At 60.9% G+C, this 17,252-nt stretch carries 12 protein-coding genes and 5 pseudogenes; 9 read left to right on the forward strand and 8 right to left on the reverse strand.

Annotation, left to right across the window (positions count from 1 at the left end; translation table 11 throughout):
- Positions 1–39: 39 nt before the first annotated feature.
- Positions 40–1,134, reverse strand: coding sequence for a D-alanine--D-alanine ligase (ddlA, locus tag RS887_RS06925; protein WP_322614847.1), 1,095 nt, complete (start codon positions 1,132–1,134; stop codon positions 40–42).
- A gap of 166 nt (positions 1,135–1,300) precedes the next feature.
- Here ddlA and RS887_RS06930 point away from each other — a divergent pair, with 166 nt between their 5' ends.
- Together RS887_RS06930 and RS887_RS06935 are read left to right on the forward strand one after the other, a co-directional pair.
- Entirely contained in the window at positions 1,301–2,110 is an 810-nt protein-coding gene (locus RS887_RS06930) for an AraC family transcriptional regulator (RefSeq protein WP_322615269.1), read from the forward strand.
- A gap of 75 nt (positions 2,111–2,185) precedes the next feature.
- The gene (locus RS887_RS06935) at positions 2,186–2,554 is read left to right on the forward strand and encodes a cupin domain-containing protein (protein ID WP_322615270.1); all 369 of its coding nucleotides are present in this window, start codon (positions 2,186–2,188) and stop codon (positions 2,552–2,554) included.
- 12 nt (positions 2,555–2,566) lie between these two features.
- On the opposite strand, the gene RS887_RS06940 is transcribed toward RS887_RS06935, so the two are convergent.
- The 4 genes and pseudogenes from RS887_RS06940 to RS887_RS06950 all read right to left on the reverse strand — a co-directional run bounded on the left by RS887_RS06940 (position 2,567) and on the right by RS887_RS06950 (position 6,017).
- A complete protein-coding gene (locus RS887_RS06940) occupies positions 2,567–3,166 on the reverse strand; it encodes a flavin reductase family protein (RefSeq protein ID WP_322614848.1) in 600 nt (199 codons plus the stop codon).
- Between the two features lie 107 nt (positions 3,167–3,273).
- Positions 3,274–3,834: a methyl-accepting chemotaxis protein gene (locus tag RS887_RS30520; protein ID WP_416339951.1), complete on the reverse strand. Its 561-nt coding sequence runs from the start codon at positions 3,832–3,834 to the stop codon at positions 3,274–3,276.
- Positions 3,814–4,653, reverse strand: a pseudogene (locus RS887_RS30525) (PAS domain-containing protein); the annotation flags it as partial. The gene RS887_RS30520 and the pseudogene RS887_RS30525, both read right to left, overlap by 21 nt.
- 53 nt (positions 4,654–4,706) lie before the next feature.
- A complete protein-coding gene (locus RS887_RS06950; RefSeq protein WP_322614850.1) occupies positions 4,707–6,017 on the reverse strand; it encodes an MFS transporter in 1,311 nt (436 codons plus the stop codon).
- A gap of 201 nt (positions 6,018–6,218) precedes the next feature.
- Between RS887_RS06950 and RS887_RS06955 the strand changes: the two genes are divergently transcribed.
- The 3 genes from RS887_RS06955 (at position 6,219) to RS887_RS06965 (ending at position 9,575) form a co-directional block, all read left to right on the forward strand.
- Positions 6,219–7,637 carry a short-chain fatty acid transporter gene (locus RS887_RS06955; RefSeq protein WP_322614851.1) on the forward strand — a complete coding sequence of 473 codons (1,419 nt, stop codon included), beginning with the start codon at positions 6,219–6,221 and terminating at the stop codon, positions 7,635–7,637.
- Positions 7,638–7,732: 95 nt separating this feature from the next.
- A complete protein-coding gene (locus RS887_RS06960; protein ID WP_322614852.1) occupies positions 7,733–8,905 on the forward strand; it encodes a hypothetical protein in 1,173 nt (390 codons plus the stop codon).
- Between the two features lie 145 nt (positions 8,906–9,050).
- A complete protein-coding gene (locus RS887_RS06965) occupies positions 9,051–9,575 on the forward strand; it encodes a lysine methyltransferase (protein WP_322614853.1) in 525 nt (174 codons plus the stop codon).
- Between the two features lie 6 nt (positions 9,576–9,581).
- On the opposite strand, the gene can is transcribed toward RS887_RS06965, so the two are convergent.
- Positions 9,582–10,226 carry a carbonate dehydratase gene (gene can / locus RS887_RS06970; RefSeq protein ID WP_085715990.1) on the reverse strand — a complete coding sequence of 215 codons (645 nt, stop codon included), beginning with the start codon at positions 10,224–10,226 and terminating at the stop codon, positions 9,582–9,584.
- 141 nt (positions 10,227–10,367) lie between these two features.
- Between can and RS887_RS06975 the strand changes: the two genes are divergently transcribed.
- Complete coding sequence (locus RS887_RS06975) at positions 10,368–10,736, forward strand: serine kinase/phosphatase (RefSeq protein WP_322614854.1); 369 nt, start codon at positions 10,368–10,370, stop codon at positions 10,734–10,736.
- A gap of 102 nt (positions 10,737–10,838) precedes the next feature.
- Here the strand turns inward: RS887_RS06975 and rimI are convergent.
- A pseudogene (rimI, locus tag RS887_RS06980) lies at positions 10,839–11,342 on the reverse strand (ribosomal protein S18-alanine N-acetyltransferase).
- A pseudogene (locus RS887_RS06985) lies at positions 11,339–12,085 on the reverse strand (energy transducer TonB); the annotation flags it as partial. The pseudogenes RS887_RS06985 and rimI, both read right to left, overlap by 4 nt.
- A gap of 229 nt (positions 12,086–12,314) precedes the next feature.
- Here RS887_RS06985 and mksB point away from each other — a divergent pair.
- The 3 genes and pseudogenes from mksB (at position 12,315) to mksF (ending at position 17,112) form a co-directional block, all read left to right on the forward strand.
- Positions 12,315–13,587, forward strand: a pseudogene (mksB, locus tag RS887_RS06990) (Mks condensin complex protein MksB).
- Positions 13,577–14,275 (forward strand): annotated as a pseudogene (gene mksE / locus RS887_RS06995) (Mks condensin complex protein MksE). The pseudogenes mksB and mksE overlap by 11 nt, the downstream one beginning before the upstream one ends.
- Positions 14,272–17,112: an Mks condensin complex protein MksF gene (mksF, locus tag RS887_RS07000; protein WP_322614855.1), complete on the forward strand. Its 2,841-nt coding sequence runs from the start codon at positions 14,272–14,274 to the stop codon at positions 17,110–17,112. The pseudogene mksE and the gene mksF overlap by 4 nt, the downstream one beginning before the upstream one ends.
- Positions 17,113–17,252 lie beyond the last annotated feature (140 nt).

Below are 17,252 nucleotides of genomic sequence, written 5' to 3' on the forward strand. Positions count from 1 at the left end.
GCCCTTTTGTTTATGAACAAGCGAAAATCAGCAGCACCCTTATCGACTGATCTTCAACCCCTGCCGAACCTGATGCTTCTCCAGCGCCAGCTCGATCAGTCGCGTCACCAGTTCGCTGTAGGTCATGCCGGTGGCCTGCCACAGTTTCGGGTACATGCTGATGCGGGTGAAGCCGGGCAGCGAGTTGATTTCGTTGATCAGCACTTCGCCGCTGTCGGTCAGGAACACATCGACGCGGGCCAGGCCGGAACAGCCCAGTATCTGGAACGCTTCGACGGCCAGGGCGCGAATGCGCTCGCTGGCCTCGACGCTGATATTGGCCGGCACCACCACTTCAGCCGCCTTGTCGTCGATGTATTTGCTGTCGTAGGAATAGAACCCGCTGTGCACCACGATCTCGCCACAGCCACTGGCGATGGCCTCTTCATTGCCGAGCACCGCGCATTCAATCTCGCGGCCGCTGACGGCAGACTCGATCAACACCTTGGTATCGAAACTTAACGCCAGTGCCACCGCAGCGGTGTACTCGACCTCGTCGGTGACCTTGCTCACGCCCACGGAGGAGCCCTGATTCGCCGGTTTGACGAACAGCGGCAAGCCGAGCTTGCCCTGCACCTCGGCAAACCCGATGCGGGCCGCCGTGGCGCGGGTCAACGTCACGAACGGCGTCACGGCCAGGCCGGCATCGCGCAGCAGGCGCTTGCTGATGTCCTTGTCCATGCACACGGCCGAGCCCAGCACATCGGAGCCGACAAACGGCAAATCGGCCATGCGCAGCAAGCCTTGCAGGCAACCATCTTCACCGAGGGTGCCGTGGACAATCGGAAAGATCACATCGACGTGGCCGAGCATTTCCTGGCTGGAAGTTTCCACCAGTTGCTGGCTGGCCTTACCCGGCACCACGGCCAGTTCACGATTGGACTGATTGAGGGCGATCAGCGCCGGGTTTTCCTGGTTCAGCAAAAAACTCGAAGGATCGTTGAGGTGCCAGTGGCCTTGTTTGTCGATGCCGATCAGCACCGGTTCGAAGCGCGAACGATCCAGCGCATCGACGATGTTTTTCGCCGATTGCAGCGACACCTCATGTTCGGCCGAACGGCCCCCGAAAATGATCCCCACGCGCAGCTTGCTCATGACCCGGCCTCACCTGACGAATAGAAAAAACGACCTACAGAGAATGCGCCACACAGTGCAGTATTTGCCCTTGGTTTTCTAGCGTACCTGTCGCCTTACGATCAGAAGACAGGGAGTCGCTGACTGGGTTACCGTGGTGCGCATCGAGCTCAAGACAATCATCACCATGGCCAAGTACCCGCCTCGCAATGACTGGTTCCATCGCGCGCCCGATGTCGGCGGGCTACAGCGTTTCGAGGCGTTTTTTGCCGGCCATGGTTACGATCTTCATCGCCACGATACCTATGCCATCGGCCACACCCTGGCCGGGGTGCAGAGTTTTCAGTATCGCGGTGGCTGGCGGCACAGCCAGCCAGGTGCAACGATCGTGCTGCACCCGGACGAAGCTCACGATGGCGAGGCCGGTACCGAGTCCGGTTTCCAGTACCGGATGATGTACATCGAACCGGCGCTGATCCAGCAGATGCTCGGTGGCCAACCGCTGCCGTTCATCAAGACCGGACTGTCGAACGACCCCCGCTTGTTCGCCGCCACGGGAGCGTTGCTGCGCAGCCTTGATTGCCCGCTCGACCCACTGGAAGAACAGGATGCGCTGTTCGATCTGGCGCAGGCCTTGAGCACCGTTTCCGGTGCCTCGGGCAAGCGTTCGGGTTTCGATTACGTGGCCGCGCAACGCGCGCGGGAATACATCCACAGCGCCCTCGATCGCACCGTGACACTCGATGAGTTGGCGCAGCACAGTGGCCGGGATCGCTGGAGCCTGTCTCGGGATTTTCGCCTGTTGTTCGGTACCAGTCCCTATCGCTACCTGACCATGCGGCGCCTGGACATGGTTCGCGCGCTGCTGACTCAGGGACAGACACTGGTCAGCGCCGCGCTGATCGCCGGCTTCACCGACCAGAGCCACATGACTCGGCAATTCAGCAAAACCTACGGCTTGCCACCGGCCCGCTGGCTGAACCTGCAGCGGCGCTGAGCCACGCACAATCGTTCAAGAATCGCGCCTGATTGCTGGCTATCGTGGCCCTGAATCAACCACGAGAGCCCCATGATGAACGCTTACCGAAGCTTGAACTTCGCTGAAAAACTCGCCCGAATCGATTCGCTCTGGTCACCACGGGTCATCGCCGAAATGAACGACTACCAGTTCAAGGTGGTGAAGCTGCTGGGGGATTTCATCTGGCACGACCACTTCGATACCGACGAAACCTTCATCGTTCTGGAAGGCCAGTTACGCATCGACTTTCGCGATGGCCACGTGCTGGTGAACGCCGGGGAAATGTATGTAGTGCCCAAAGGCGTCGAGCACAAACCCAGCGCCGGGCAGGAGGTAAAACTCCTGCTGATCGAACCCAAGGGCGTGCTCAATACCGGCCGCGAAGGTGGCGAGCGCACGGCCGAGAATGATGTCTGGATTTGAGCGCTGCCCGCCTCACGCCTGCAAGGTCTTGCCGTCCACCGGGTCACCAATGGTCAGGAAGTGCCCGCCCGCCACATGGTGCAAGGTGCGCAAGGCATCTTGCCCTTCGAAGTGCCAGCGGCCTTCGCTGAACACGCGTTCGTCAGCCTGGGCGGTAATCACTTCGGCCAGGAACAGATCGTACTGCTGGTGATTGTTCGGTTCCGGCAACAGGCGACATTCCAGCCAGGCCACGCAGCCTTCGAGCATCGGCGCATCGACCGCCTGGCCGGCGAACGTCTGCAAGTCGTAGGTTGCAAACTTGTCGCGCCCCTGGCCCTGGGTCAGTTCCAGGCCGGAGGTCGAACCGACGGTTTGCACAATGTCGGCCTGGGCAACACAAGGAACGTTCAGCACAAACGTGCCCGAGGCTTCCAGCAACTGGCGCGTCCAGGTGGACTTGTCCAGCACCACGGCAATTTTCGGCGGCTCGAAATCCAGCGGCATGGCCCAGGCCGCCGCCATGATATTGCGCTGACCACCGTGGGCTGCGCTGACCAGCACGGTCGGGCCGTGATTGAGCAGACGATAAGCCTTGGACAAGGGAACCTGACGGCGGTGGGAAACGCTCATGGAAGTCTGCTCCAGGGGGAAATGAGCCGATTGTAACGGGATAAAATGAGCTGAAATGAAAAGATCGCCGATGGCGATCTTTTCAGGCTTCGAGCTGAACGCTGGACTCAACTCGCCAGCTGATTGGCAAACTGCCCCACCGCATCGACCACTTTCTGCGCGCCGTCCTGGATCTCGACAATCACCGTACCGGCCTCCGCCGCCAGCGCCAGGCCCTGTTCGGCCTGGAGCTTGCCGTCGGCCATCAGCGCCACGGCGTTGCGCGCCATGTCCTGGTTCTGCCGCACCACGAGGACAATTTCGTCGGTGGCCTGACTGGTCCGCGAAGCCAGTTGCCGGACTTCGTCCGCCACCACGGCGAACCCTCGGCCCTGTTCGCCCGCACGCGCCGCTTCAATGGCCGCGTTGAGCGCCAGCAGGTTGGTCTGCTCGGCAATACCGCTGATGGTTTTGACGATGGTTCCGATCACCAGCGACTGCTCGTTCAGGGCTTCGATGCCATCGCCAGCGGTTTGCATATGTTTGGCCAGGTCACGCATCACGTCCACCGCCTGAGTCACCACGGCGTTGCCGCGCTGGGCGCTTTGGTCGGTTTGCTGCGAGGTGCTGTAGGCAATGTTGGCCGCCTCGGCGACGGCTTGCTCCTGATTGACCTGATCGGTAATCACCGTGGCGAACTTCACCACTTTGTAGAGATTGTTGTTGGCATCGACCACCGGGTTGTAGGACGCCTCCAGCCAGACCGTACGACCGTGGCTGTCGATACGTTTGAAACGGTCGGCCACGTACTCGCCCGCGTTCAGGCGACGCCAGAAATTCTGGTACTCGGCACTGTTGTACTCCTCCGGCAGGCAAAAGGTGCGGTGATGCTTGCCCTTGATCTGCGCCAGGCTGTAACCCATGCCACTGAGAAAGCGGTCGTTGGCGGTCAGCACGTTGCCGTTGAGGTCGAATTCGATCACCGCCGTGGAGCGCACCAGTGCGCCGATCAGGTTCTCGTGTTCGCGGGAAGCCTCAATGGTACGGGTCAGGTCGCTGGAGAAGATCGAATAATGCTTGATCCGCCCATCTGCCGAGCGCACCGGTTGCAGGATCGACCGCAACCACGCTTCCTGGCCCGTGCCGCGCAACAGGCGCACCGCGCCAGCGAAGTGCTCGCCACGGGTCAGCGCGTTCTTGAAACGCAGCTGGAATTCATCGGATTTGACGTGATCCGGGACGAGGTCGTCGATGTGTCGGCCGATCAGGTCAGCACTCTTGTAGTGCATCTCGCCAAGGAAGTTCTGGTTGACCGAGTGAACCCGCCCGTCGCTGTCGAGGGTCAGCACCAGCATCTCGCTTTCCAGACTTTCCTTCACTTGCTGGAGGCTGGAGAGTTCTTCACGAAGAGCCGACAGCTCCTGCTTCAAGCGTTTATTGAACATGGGAAAGCACCGATGGACAGGGTAGAAAGCGATATGCAGCCTAACCATCGGCCTTGAAAACATTTTCTTAAGCGTACTTCAGGCTTGTCCTACAAAAATAAATACGACATGCCCGATCAATGCGCGCCAGCAGCAGAACAGCCGGCGATTCTCGGCATCCGCGCACCGAAGAACGCCGCACTGCCCACGCCCACTGCGCCCATCACCGCACTGAACATCACGCAGATCCATGGACTCCACGGCATCAGACCGATCAACAACAGCGGTGTGAGGCTCGCCCACGCGGCGTAGGCAATGTTGTAGGTGAACGAGATGCCCGAGACACGGATTCGCGCCGGGAACAGGCTGACCATCACCGATGGCACCGCACCGACCACCCCGCAGGCCAGCCCAGCCACGGCGTAGGCCAGGCCGATCCAGTGGCCGCCCATGATCAGGCAGGCATACAGCACGCCGATGCCCAGCGGCAGCAGCAGGCTATAGAGCATCACCGTGCGCCAGGCGCCGATACGGTCGACCAGCAGCCCGGCGAGCACGCAGCCGATGTTCAAAAACACGATGCCCAAGGCGCTCAAGGCGAAGGTATGGCTGGCGGTCATGCCAAAGGTTTTCTGCATCATGGTCGGGGTGATGACCACGAACACCACCACGGCCGAGGTCAGCACACAGGTGAGAATCATCGCCGGCAAAATGGCCAGGCGATGCTCGCGCAAGACGGTGCGCAGCGGCAGTTCGCCCGCCGCCTCGCGTTGCGCCTGCATGGCCGTGAACACCGGGGTTTCGCTGAGCCAGCGACGCAGCCACACACCAATCACCCCAAACACGCCGCCGAGCAGGAATGGATAACGCCAGGCGTAATCGAGGATTTCCGCCGGGCTGAAAGCCTGCGCCAGGAAGGTCGCGGTCAAAGCACCGATCAGGTAACCGAAGGTCAGCCCCGCTTGCAGGAAGCCCAAGGCATAGCCGCGATGGGCGATGGGTGCGTGCTCGGCGACGAATACCCAGGCACTGGGCACCTCGCCGCCCACTGCCGCGCCCTGGAGGATGCGCAGGGCCAACAGCAACAACGGTGCGAAATAGCCGATTTGCGCGTAGGTCGGCATGATCCCGATCAGCAGGCAGGGCAACGCCATCATCAGGATGCTCAGGCTGAAGACTTTCTTGCGCCCCAGACGATCGGCGAAGTGCGCCATCAGGATGCCGCCCAACGGTCGCGCCAGATAACCGGTGACAAAGATCCCGAAGCTTTGCAGCAGGCGCAGCCACTCGGGCATTTCCGGCGGGAAGAACAACTGACTGAGGGTCAGGGCGAAAAACACGAAGATGATGAAGTCGTAGATTTCCAGTGCCCCGCCGAGGGCGGCGAGCCCCAGGGTCTTGTAGTCCGAGCGGCTGAACGGCGCCGGGCGCGAATCGGTGTTAGTCATGAAAAGAACTCTGGCACAGGCAAAAAACAAGGCGCCCATGGTCTACGCAAATGCACCGGCGGACAACCCGTTAGACCAAAGTCCCATAGCCACGAAACAGCCCCACAAAAATCCTCGGCTTGAATTAATGTTGGCGCCTGTCCAGACGGGCCGCTGCTGCCCCGAAGACCACAACAAACATAAAAATCCGAGGTACCCTCCGTGGCCGCCAAGATCGAAGATAGCCGCTCCGCCCGCTTTGCCCTGCACTGCTCAAGTTTTGCCGAACGCTGGTTCCCCGACTCCTGGGTGTTTGCTGCCCTGGCGGTGATTATCGTGGCCCTGGCCACCATGGCGATGGGAGCCAAACCCACCGACGCCGCCATGGCCTTTGGTGATGGCTTCTGGAGCCTGATCCCCTTCACCATGCAGATGGCCTTCGTGGTGATCGGCGGTTATGTGGTCGCCAGTTCACCGCCAGCGGTGAAACTGATCGATCGCCTGGCGAAAATCCCGAAAAACGGCCGCTCTGCCGTGGCCTGGGTTGCCCTGATTTCCATGGTCGCTTCGCTGCTGAACTGGGGTCTGTCCCTTGTCTTCGGCGGCCTGCTGGTGCGCGCCCTCGCCCGTCGTACCGATCTGAAAATGGACTATCGCGCCGCCGGTGCCGCCGCCTATCTGGGTCTCGGTGCCGTGTGGGCATTGGGCCTGTCGTCGTCCGCTGCACAGTTGCAGGCCAATCCGGCGAGCCTGCCGCCATCGATTCTGTCGATCACCGGGGTGATTCCATTCACCCAGACGATCTTTCTCTGGCAGTCCGGTGTGATGTTGCTGGCCTTGATCGTCATCTCGCTGATCATTGCCTACGCGACCGCCCCCGGCCCGAATTCAGCGCGTGACGCCAAGGCCTGTGGTGTCGACCCGAGTTTCAACCTGCCGCCGCTGCAACCACGCACCCGCCCCGGCGAGTGGCTGGAACACAGCCCGCTGCTGACGATTCTGCTGGTGTTGCTGGCAGCCGGGTGGCTGTTCCATGAGTTTTCGACCAAGCCGGCCATCAGCGCGATCTCCGGGCTGAACACCTACAACTTCCTGTTCATCATGCTGGGGGCCCTGTTGCACTGGCGTCCGCGCAGCTTTCTCGATGCCGTATCCCGTGCGGTGCCGACCACCACCGGCGTGTTGATCCAGTTCCCGCTGTACGGCTCGATCGCCGCACTGATGACCACGGTCAAGGGCGCCGACGCGCAGACCCTGGCGCACCACATCTCGACCTTTTTCGTCAGCATTGCCTCCCACGACACCTATGCCCTGCTGATGGGCGTGTACTCGGCGATCCTCGGTTTCTTCATTCCTTCCGGTGGCGGCAAGTGGATCATCGAAGCGCCATACGTGATGCAGGTGGCCAACGACCTGAACTATCACCTGGGTTGGGCTGTGCAGATCTACAACGCCGCCGAAGCCTTGCCGAACCTGATCAACCCGTTCTACATGTTGCCGTTACTGGGCGTGCTGGGGTTGAAGGCTCGGGACCTGATCGGCTTTTCGTTCGTGCAGTTGCTGGTGCACACGCCACTGGTGCTAGTGTTGTTGTGGGCACTGGGGACGACGCTGGCGTATTTGCCGCCGGTCATGCCGTAACCAGGAAAAAGGGCCGATATTGAAATCGGCCCTTTTTGTTCCGCCCTGTCTGTTTCAGTATCTGCTGGTCTTAATACGCTGAAAAGGATCTGAGCATGTTCAAACTCGCGGCCCTCACCCTCGCAGCCCTCACCCTGAGCACCACCGCCCACGCCGATGCCAATTTGAAGCTGGGCACTACCGAACGCGTTACCCGCCTCTTCGCCTACCCCAACAATTGCAACGTGATCTGCTTTCGCAACTGGACGCTTGAGCAAACCGTCGAGCATTACCTGACCCAGAGCGTGCAGCGCGATGGCTACGGCGACGCGAAGGTGCTGGTCAAAACCGACAATGGTCAGCTGCACGCAGAAATCATCGGCGTGCCCAATGGCTATGAAAAACCTTTGGCAGCACTGCTCGATGCCGGTGACCTGGCCTATAACGGAGCCAGCAAACTGAATGCCGACGGCAAGTGGGCGTATAGCTGGTACCTGTTCCTGCCGCTGGGCATGGCCCTGGAGAACCGCAAAAGTGTCGAGCTGCTGCACTTCCCACCCGACTATTCGTTGACTCAGGCCCAGGATTACCTGAAATCCGCCACTACGGATCGTTGGGCCACGCTGCTCACCGCCAATGGCATTCCGGCCGAGCAGACGCCAGCCTTTCAGACCATTGTCGACATCGCCCCCATCGCCGCCCCATCCAACGCAGGCAAAGATCTGGAGGGCGTCTACAGCTACTTCAACGACTACCAGACCACCATGGTCAAGAATGTCAGCCTGCACCCCAGCGGTGAAACATTGCCGATGGTCGCCTTCGGCGCACCGGTGCGTAACTGGATCAAACAACAATACGGCTCGACCGTGAACGTGCTGGGCCTGGCGACAATCAGCCCGAGTGACGGGATGAAAGTGCGGGTGCTGGGTTCCAACCACCCGAGCTACATCTGGTACGCCGCCGACCCGGCGAACTATTCCGGCAACGATGCCAAGGCCAAGGCCGATGCGGCGGGCCTGAAAGTCATGGGCCAGGATTTGAGCGCCGCGTGCTGGCAGGCGGTCATGGGCCGTCAACCGGACAGCAATGCTGATGTCGAGCTGAAAACCTGCACTCAAACCTGGCAAGTGGCCGAGAAAGAAAAAACCTGCGAGCTGTTCTACACCTCGATTCGCGACCTGACGCCTGGCCAGGCAACGGCCAAATGCTCGACGGCAGCGATTCAGTTGCAGCTCAAGCAGCTCAAGGCGCCAGCGCCAGCCACTGCCCTGCCCACGCCACCGTTATAAATCGATTGCGGGCAGTCGACCTGTCAGTTATGACAGTAGACCGCTCGCGATTTCTGCGAGAGGCTTGGGCCGTACCCCACGTGCTGCAGCGCTGACAGGATCGTCAGCCGATGGACGTCGCAGCACCCAGCCGACAAGGATCGTTATGAGAGCTCACGCCCCTCAAGGAAAACGCGCGCAACCACCGCAAGGTATTTACCCCTTTTCGGAGCTGCCCGTTCGCCTGGGATTTCCATCCCTGGCCGACTTCGAAATCATTGAAAACGCCAACGGCCAGGCCACAGCCATTGCGGTACGGCGCGAATTCCCGCGAATCACACGTATCTGTCGGGCGTCGGGGCATTTGCTGCCCTATCGCTGCCGCCATACCCGCCAGCTCGCGCCGGGCGTGCATGTCTATGACCCGCGCTTCTGCGGACTGCTGCGACACTCCTGCGATCCCAATGTCTTTCTCGACATGAGCGAGTTGTGGTTATGGGCGCTGAAGGACATCAGCAAAGGTGACTGGCTGACCATGGACTTCGCCGCCACCGAAGACAAACTGCAACGCCAGTTCGCCTGCCAGTGCGGCTCATACGATTGCCGCGGCTGGATTACCGGCTACGACGAATCGCCGAACGCCGACGGCCAGGCGTTTCTGCAACACTGGCGTCGGCGAAGCCACGATTGACGGGCTTTATTGCGAACCGAGCGGACGCAGGCGGTACTGCGGCGGCAATTGCTCGAAGCCGCTGATGGTGGTGTTCAGGCTTTTCCAGCGACCGTCCTTGATGCCGTAGATGCAACCGTGGATCGACAGGCTCTGCCCGCGGTGCCAGGCATTTTGCACAATGCTGGTATGGGCGACGTTGGCCACTTGCTGAATCACGTTGAGTTCGCAGAGGCGGTCGACCTGTTCCTCTTCGGTGGCCAATTTGGCAAGTTCTTCGCGCTTCTCGTAGTAAAGATCGCGAATCGAACGCAGCCAGCCGTCGATCAGGCCGAACTGGCGATCCTGCATCGAGGCACGCACGCCGCCGCAGCCATAGTGGCCGGTGACGAGGATGTGCTTGACCTTGAGCACGTCGACTGCGTACTGAATCACCGACAGGCAGTTAAGGTCGGTGTGCAGCACGACGTTGGCCACATTACGGTGTACGAACAGATCGCCCGGTAGCATGCCGACGATCTCGTTGGCCGGCACCCGGGCATCGGAACAACCGATCCACAGATACTCAGGCGTTTGCTGGCGGGCCAGTTTGGCGAAGAAATCCGGGTCTTCCTTGGTGATCGCGTCAGCCCAACGCTCGTTGTTATCAATCAGGTCTTGTAAGTCGTGCATGCTGTAAGGCCTCAAGAAAGATGCGTTGCTTTGACAGACGACCGTCCGTCGGGGTCACGCAAGAACCGCAAGTGTTTTCGTTGGAATTCTCGTGTGTCCGGTGAGTCCACCCTAGTAAGGCCCACAGTATGAGGAATTGCCATGACTGATTCACGACGTCCGTACGATGCGGTGCAACCGGAGCCCATCGATGATAACGAAGACCGCATGGGTTCGGTGCATGAGCTGGATTTCGACGAAGAAGAACCCGGCGCCAGGATCGGTGATGAATTACCGGAGAACGAGCGTGAGCAGCATATGCTCCATCAGCGCGCGCTTGAAGCGGCCATGACCGGCTTCTCGACCGATGACCATGAACCCACCGACGACGACATGAGCCCGGAAACCCTGATTCTTGAAGATGGCGCACGGGATGCCCGCGAAGCCGGTGAAGGTCATCAGGCGGATTGGGACTTGAGCGTTGTCGATGAAGACGACATTGGTGGCGGCAATGGTCTGGATGAGGCTTAGGTGGCGCGGCAGGATCCGATGGACAAAGCGTTGATGTTCAGTGCCTGAAGAATGCCTTCGCGGGCAAGCCCGCTCCCACAGGGTTCAGTGACGTACACAAGATTACGGTGCGACACAAAACCTTTTGGGAGCGAGCCTGCTCGCGATAGCTGAAGCCTTAGTCCGCAAAGTACAGGCCATGACCACCGCATCTTCGCGCCCACCCACCGCCGGGTAGTAATCGCGCCGACGACCGATTTCGTTGAAGCCATAGCGTTCATACAACTTGAACGCTGCGGTATTGCTGTCGCGCACTTCCAGGAAACACTCCCGGGCGTCGGCCTTGCAGGCAATCGACATCAAATGCTCAAGCAAGGTCAGCCCCAGGCCCCGGCCCTGGTTTTCCGGCTTGACCGTAATGTTCAGCCAGGTGCGCCTCGTCGAGGATGATCTGCACCACACCGTGGCCTACAGTGCTGACCTTCGGAGCATCAGCCAGATCTGATACTTGCCCAGGCCATCAGAAAATCCCGCGAGTCCACGGATGGCGCCAGGCCGCGTATTCGATTTTCAGTACAGCTTCCAGGTCTGCCTCGGTCATCGAGGCCGAAACGATACGATGATCACTCATTCGATTCTTTCCAGCGCGCCATCAGCCGACGCATGGCTTGCCACACATCAGCCTTACGCTGTGGCTCTTCCATTAATAATTCCAGGCCCGGCACCGCCCAGGCCGCGCCCAGGCCTTCGATCTGCAACTCGCGATTGAACGCCCCGGCATCCGCCTCACCGGCAAACCGCACCGCGGGCAGGCCAATCAGCCACAAGCAGGCGCATGGCGTTTCTTCCATCCGCACAGAAAGGAAGCCCTGTACCGAGAGTGTCCCGCGCGGCTTCCGGTCCCTGATCCATCGTGCCACGCACCAGCAACGGCCAGCGTACCGGCTCACCGACGATCTGCGGGCTGTCCGGCAGACCGACGGCGCGCAGCATGTCACTGTGAGCAGCAGGTAGGCAGGATCGCGCGGGTCTGGAAGGATTCGCCTATGGGTAGCTCGACCAGCGGCAGGCAGCGCGCCCGGCCTGCAACAACCACGGGGCGGCTGCAGAGGGCGGCGACCCCAGCGCCTTGACCACCACGAACTTCTTCGGCCTCTTCCACCGGTTTGGCACCGGTGCGCGTGCTTGCCAGCGATGGCCGCAGCACCTCGACCTTCGCCCGCTCCAGCCGGTTTGACCACCGGCGCTACGGGCGTTTCAGCCACAACAGCCGGTACGACAGGCACGAGCGCAACCGGCTCGGGCATCTCCAGCAGTTCGGGCCGCGACGGCGCAGCAAAGGGCAATTCGGTGCGCGGCAGCCAGTTGATTGACCACCTGCGCCCACGAGATAAGCGCGACGGCGGACTCGATAAGCAAAGGTCGGCCCTTGCCCGGATAACGCTAAAGTGCGCTGATTCTACCGCCGTTCGCTCAAGATCGCCCGCAGTTGATCGATGCACCTTACCGAAAAGGCGACAGTCCGTCCCGAGTGAAGATCGCATTGCCCCCGATGCAGTACAATCGCGGCTTTTAATCGCCAACCAGCCGGCCATTCCGATGATCGAACCCAAGCGCGTCTTGCGCGCCCTCGCTGAACACTGGGCACTTCTGGAGCCACTGTGCGAGCACTTCGACCAAGGCACACTGAGCCTCAACGAACTGCGCACGCAACTGGCCGCCCAGCAGCTGGACAGTACGCCGCAGGACATTACCAGCCTGCTGGACGGTGTGGATTCGCCTCGACATCCCTGGTTCCCGTGGCCAAAAGCCCGAACCGTTTCGAGCTCAATGCGCAGATTCACGACTTCCTCGCCTATCTGCGCCGTGAACACCGTCTTGGCCTGTGCCTGGAGATCGAAGCCTACCTGCGCCACCTGGAGCGTCTGGCCGGCTATATCCAGGACGCGTTCGATATCCGCGACGGCAATGACCTCGCCCGCCAGTTGCGCCTGCTCGACATGCGCGTGCGTGACGTGTTGAAAAAACTCGATAACGACGAACAGGCACTGGTGGCCGTCGCCGAACGGGCGAAAACCAGCGACCGGCAGATTCCGCTGCGCCAGCGTTACGCTGAAGTGCTGGCGACCTGGGACGAATACGTCGAGCCGATGATTGATCTGGTGAACGCCGACGGCGCCTTCGAACAAGGCGTGCGCAAGGTCGAAACCGTCCTGCTGAAGATGCTCAGCGAACAGCAACGCCTCGGCCACCTGGTCGACGACGACATGCTGCTGCGTACCCACGCGCGCATCCTCGAAATGCAGACCAGCGCCCAGTTGACCCTGCGTCATGCCCGCGAACTGCTGCTGCCGCTGCGTGAAGAAGCCCGCCGGCACAACGCCGTGACCCGTGGCGCGGCGCTGGCCCTGTCAATGATCCGTCGCAAGGGCCTCGACGCGTTGCACAAGCGGCAATGCCGATATTACCCCGCCCGCAAAGCACCTTCCTCGGCAGTGCCAGTCAGGTCGAAGCCGTTTATGCCCTGGCACGTTTCGAACCGAAACCGGCGCGTTTCCCCCAAGGCGCACAAGACTACAAGGGCGGCATTGCCACGGGCGCCGCGCACGGTTCGGGAATGCTCGAACGCTGCGAGGCGCCTTGCCGATGCCGGACCTGATGACCTGGCTGCTGGAGCGAACCGGACAGCGCCACCGACGAATTGCTGTACTGGTTCTCGCGCCTGTCGCGGGAAAAACGTTTCACGCGCGAGCGTCTGGAACGACGCGAATACCATACTCACGAGCATCAGGTCAGCCTGCGCTCCTTCGCCCTGCTCTCGGTCAGCGATGACGCCGCCGAGAATTCTGCGAGCATCCCAAATGCATCTTGATCTTTCCGAACTGTCCCAACTGGCGCCGATCTTTCGCGAGCTGTTCAAGGGTTACCACGTCAGCCGCCGCGATCCGGAGCTGTACGCACAGTTGTCGAACTTCCAGGACCAGTACCGCACGCTGTTCAAGGCCCTGGGCTTTGAACTGGTCTGCGACACCCGCGGCTTCTACTACTTCGTGCCGGACCTCGCGGCAGCGGCGGTGAACAAGACCGCCCAGCGTCTGGCGCTGTTCACCTTCATCCTCGTCGAGCACCTGGCCGATCAAGGCCGCGACCCGATTTCCGTGCTCGACGGCGGCAGCCTGGGGCGTGATGAGTTGCCGTCGCTGCTGGAGAAATACCGCGACCTGTTCATCCAGGCCGAAGTGCAGACCCAGGACGAGCTGGAAGAAAAGATGCGCCGCATATTGGCGCTCGGTTTCGCCGGCGAAGAAAACGGCGTCTACCGTTCCCGCACCGCCGATGCACCGTTTCCTCGATGTGTGCCTGTCGGTGCAACAGGACCGCGATCTGGCCGCCAGCCTGCACAGCGTCCTGCCGTTGCGGTACCGGTGCTGATCGACGAAGACAGCGACGAAAAGCTGCTGCAGACCGATGACCCGCTCGACCTCGCGGAATTTGAAGACGAAAGCGAAGAAGACGCCCTGGCCCGCGCCATTGCCGAAGAACAGGAGCTCGACGCATGAGCAAGGAACGTTACGGCATCCGCCGTTTTGCCCTTTTGAACACCGCCGGCTACAGCCTTGGCCTGTTCCCGCTGGAAGAGCCGCTGTCGGTGTACGGCGCAAACAACCTAGGTAAATCCGCCTCGATCAACGCCTTGCAGTTCCCGATCCTGGCGCGCATGTCGGACATGAGTTTCGGCAAGTACAGCCTGGAACAATCCCGGCGCTTCTACTTCGCCTCGGACACCAGCTACATCCTGGTCGAAGTGAACCTGCCCCACGGCCCCCACGTGATCGGTGTGGTCGGTCGCGGCCCGGGCGGCGGTTTCGGTCACCAGTTCTTTGCCTACGCCGGCAAACTGGACCTGGCCCACTACCAGAAAAACGACACCTGCCTGCGCCAGAAAGAACTGTTCACCAACCTTGAACGCGAAGGCTTGAAGGCCTATGAACTCAAGCCGGACGAACTGCGCCGTTTGCTGGTCGGTGGCCACACTTCGATCCCGCTGGACCTGACGCTGATCCCGCTGCGCTCCACCAGCGAGCAAAGCCTGAAGACCTTCCGCGCGCTGTTCATCAACCTGCTGCACATGCGCGAAATCACCGCGGCCAAGCTCAAGCAACTGTTCCTCGATGCCTTCGAACACAGCCTGCGTTCCGGCAGCGTCGATTACATTGCCGCGTGCGAAGAAGCGTTCCGCGATGTACGACGCATGGAGCAGGACTACAACTCGCTGGTGGCCGCAGGCCCCTTGGTCGAAGCCCTGGCCAACGGCGTGAAACAACGCGACATCCTGCGCGGCAAACTGCACCGGATCTCGCCCCTGCTCGACTCCTTGCTCGGCACCTGGTCGGACTACGCCAGTGCACGCAAAGAGGAGTTGACCATTCAGGCCGAACACTACCGCAACGAGCAGGATGCCCTGCAAAACGACCAGCGCGGTGGCACTCAGGAACTGATGCGTCTGGAGCGGGAAATCACCGGCATCCAGCGCTGGCTCGGCGAATTGTCGGTGCTCAAGCATCGCTTTGCCCTGATCGATGACGTCAAGGTGCTGGAACAGCAACTGCTGGCCGCGAAGGACGCCCACGACGAACTGGCCGGTGCGCTGGCACAGTCCCGCCAGTTCAGCGCCGAAGACCTGGACGAGCGCCTGCGCGACCTGGAAAAACGCCTGAAGTCGGTCAAACAGCAACTCGATCACGCCGATAACAACAGCTACGCCCGCCTGCGCGAAGAATTTTCGCAGCAAGACGTCGAACGCCTGATGCGCCTGTTCAACAGCGCACTCTTCAGCCTGCCGCTAGGTGAACACGGCATCACCCTTGACGACGACGGCGAGTGGGTCAAATCCGTGGAGCTGATCCTCGACGGTTTCAAAGGCGAACGCTTCGAAGTGCCGGGCCTGTCCATCGACATCTCGCACATCGAACCGCCGGCGTTGCAGGCCCTGGCTGACCGCGCGGCCCTGCGCGACCAGAAAGAACGCCTGGAAAAAGAACTCAAACAACTGAAAACCCAGCAGGCCGTCGCTGCCGACCGCGCCGCGAGCAAGACCCAGACCGAAGTGCTGTACCAGCAAGTGCTGGATGCACAGAAAGCCCTGGAAGATTTCCGTCGTGCGCAAACCCTGAGCGCTGAAGAAGGCGACAAGCTGGAACAGATGGCGCAGATGGAAGCCGCACAGGACGAATTGAAGCGTTCCAGCGATGCCTTTACCGAGCGCGTCCAGCAACTGTCGGCCAAGCTGCAACTGGTTGGCCGGCAGATCGGCGACATGGAAGCCAAGCAACGCACCCTCGACGACGCCCTGCGCCGCCGTCAGTTGTTGCCCGCGGACCTGCCGTTCGGCACACCGTTCATGGACCCGATCGACGATTCCATGGACAACCTGCTGCCGCTGCTCAATGACTATCAGGATAGCTGGCAAGGCCTGCTGCGAGCCGATGGCCAGATCGAAGCGCTGTACGCCCAGGTGCGCCTCAAGGGCGTGGCCAAGTTCGACAGCGAAGACGATATGGAGCGTCGCCTGCAACTGTTGATCAACGCCTATGCGCACCGTACCGACGAAGCCCTGACCCTGGGCAAGGCGCGCCGTGCCGCCGTGACGGACATCGCCCGGACCCTGCGCAACATCCGCAGCGACTACGACAGCCTCGAACACCAGCTGGCACTGTTCAACCGCGAGATCAACAAACGCCAGGTCTCCAACCTGCAGAGCTTCCGCATCGTGCTCGCGCCGAACAAGGAAGCGCTCAAGCACATCGACCAGATCATCCACAGCGCCGGCCAGTATGAGGAAGGCGAAACCCTGTCGGTATTCGATCTGAGCCAGAGCGCGGAACAGGACAACAAAAACGAAGAGGCCAAGGAATACCTGGCGCGGCTGGTGGCGGCCAACCACAACCAGCTCGGCCTCAAGGATTTGTTCGAACTAGCATTCGAGATCACCAAGGTCAACGGTCAACCAGTGATCCACACCGACATCGATGGCGCGGCGTCCAACGGCACCACCATGACCATCAAGGCGCTGACCAACATGTACTTGTTGCTGCACTTGATGGACCGTGACCAGGCCGGTCGCGTGCGCCTGCCGTACTACCTCGACGAGGCGGCGGACATCGACGAGAAGAACCAGGCCGCCTTGCTGGAAACCAGCCTGCAACTGGGCTTCGTGCCGATCCTGGCGAGCGTGAAGCCGCAGGTCTGCGCCAGTGTCGCCATCGACCTGGAAGGTGGCAGCGGGCCGAACGGGATCTACATCGATGAGGCAGACTGGAAGTACATCCGCCGTCACGACCAGGTGAAGGCGACGGTCAACGAACTAGCGGATGAACCAGAGCTGGATGCGGTCTGAGGCTTGAATCGTAGGCAATGAAAAAGGCCGCGGTCCAATGGATTGCGGCCTTTTTTGTGGGCACTACTGAAGACTTTCAGTGAATTACAGGGCCTCTTCGCGGGCAAGCCCGCTCCCACAGGTTTATCGGTTGATCACAG

It is taken from the genome of Pseudomonas sp. BIC9C, assembly GCF_034541995.1.
GTDB classification, from domain to species: domain Bacteria; phylum Pseudomonadota; class Gammaproteobacteria; order Pseudomonadales; family Pseudomonadaceae; genus Aquipseudomonas; species Aquipseudomonas fluorescens_CC.

Excerpts from the sequence above, each read along its gene's own strand:
- ddlA (WP_322614847.1), bottom strand. The coding sequence starts at position 1,134 with ATGAGCAAGCTGCGCGTGGGGATCATTTTCGGGGGCCGTTCGGCCGAA.
- RS887_RS06930 (WP_322615269.1), top strand. The coding sequence starts at position 1,301 with ATGGCCAAGTACCCGCCTCGCAATGACTGGTTCCATCGCGCGCCCGAT.
- RS887_RS06935 (WP_322615270.1), top strand. The coding sequence starts at position 2,186 with ATGAACGCTTACCGAAGCTTGAACTTCGCTGAAAAACTCGCCCGAATC.
- RS887_RS06940 (WP_322614848.1), bottom strand. The coding sequence starts at position 3,166 with ATGAGCGTTTCCCACCGCCGTCAGGTTCCCTTGTCCAAGGCTTATCGT.
- RS887_RS06950 (WP_322614850.1), bottom strand. The coding sequence starts at position 6,017 with ATGACTAACACCGATTCGCGCCCGGCGCCGTTCAGCCGCTCGGACTAC.
- RS887_RS06960 (WP_322614852.1), top strand. The coding sequence starts at position 7,733 with ATGTTCAAACTCGCGGCCCTCACCCTCGCAGCCCTCACCCTGAGCACC.
- RS887_RS06965 (WP_322614853.1), top strand. The coding sequence starts at position 9,051 with ATGAGAGCTCACGCCCCTCAAGGAAAACGCGCGCAACCACCGCAAGGT.
- can (WP_085715990.1), bottom strand. The coding sequence starts at position 10,226 with ATGCACGACTTACAAGACCTGATTGATAACAACGAGCGTTGGGCTGAC.
- RS887_RS06975 (WP_322614854.1), top strand. The coding sequence starts at position 10,368 with ATGACTGATTCACGACGTCCGTACGATGCGGTGCAACCGGAGCCCATC.
- mksF (WP_322614855.1), top strand. The coding sequence starts at position 14,272 with ATGAGCAAGGAACGTTACGGCATCCGCCGTTTTGCCCTTTTGAACACC.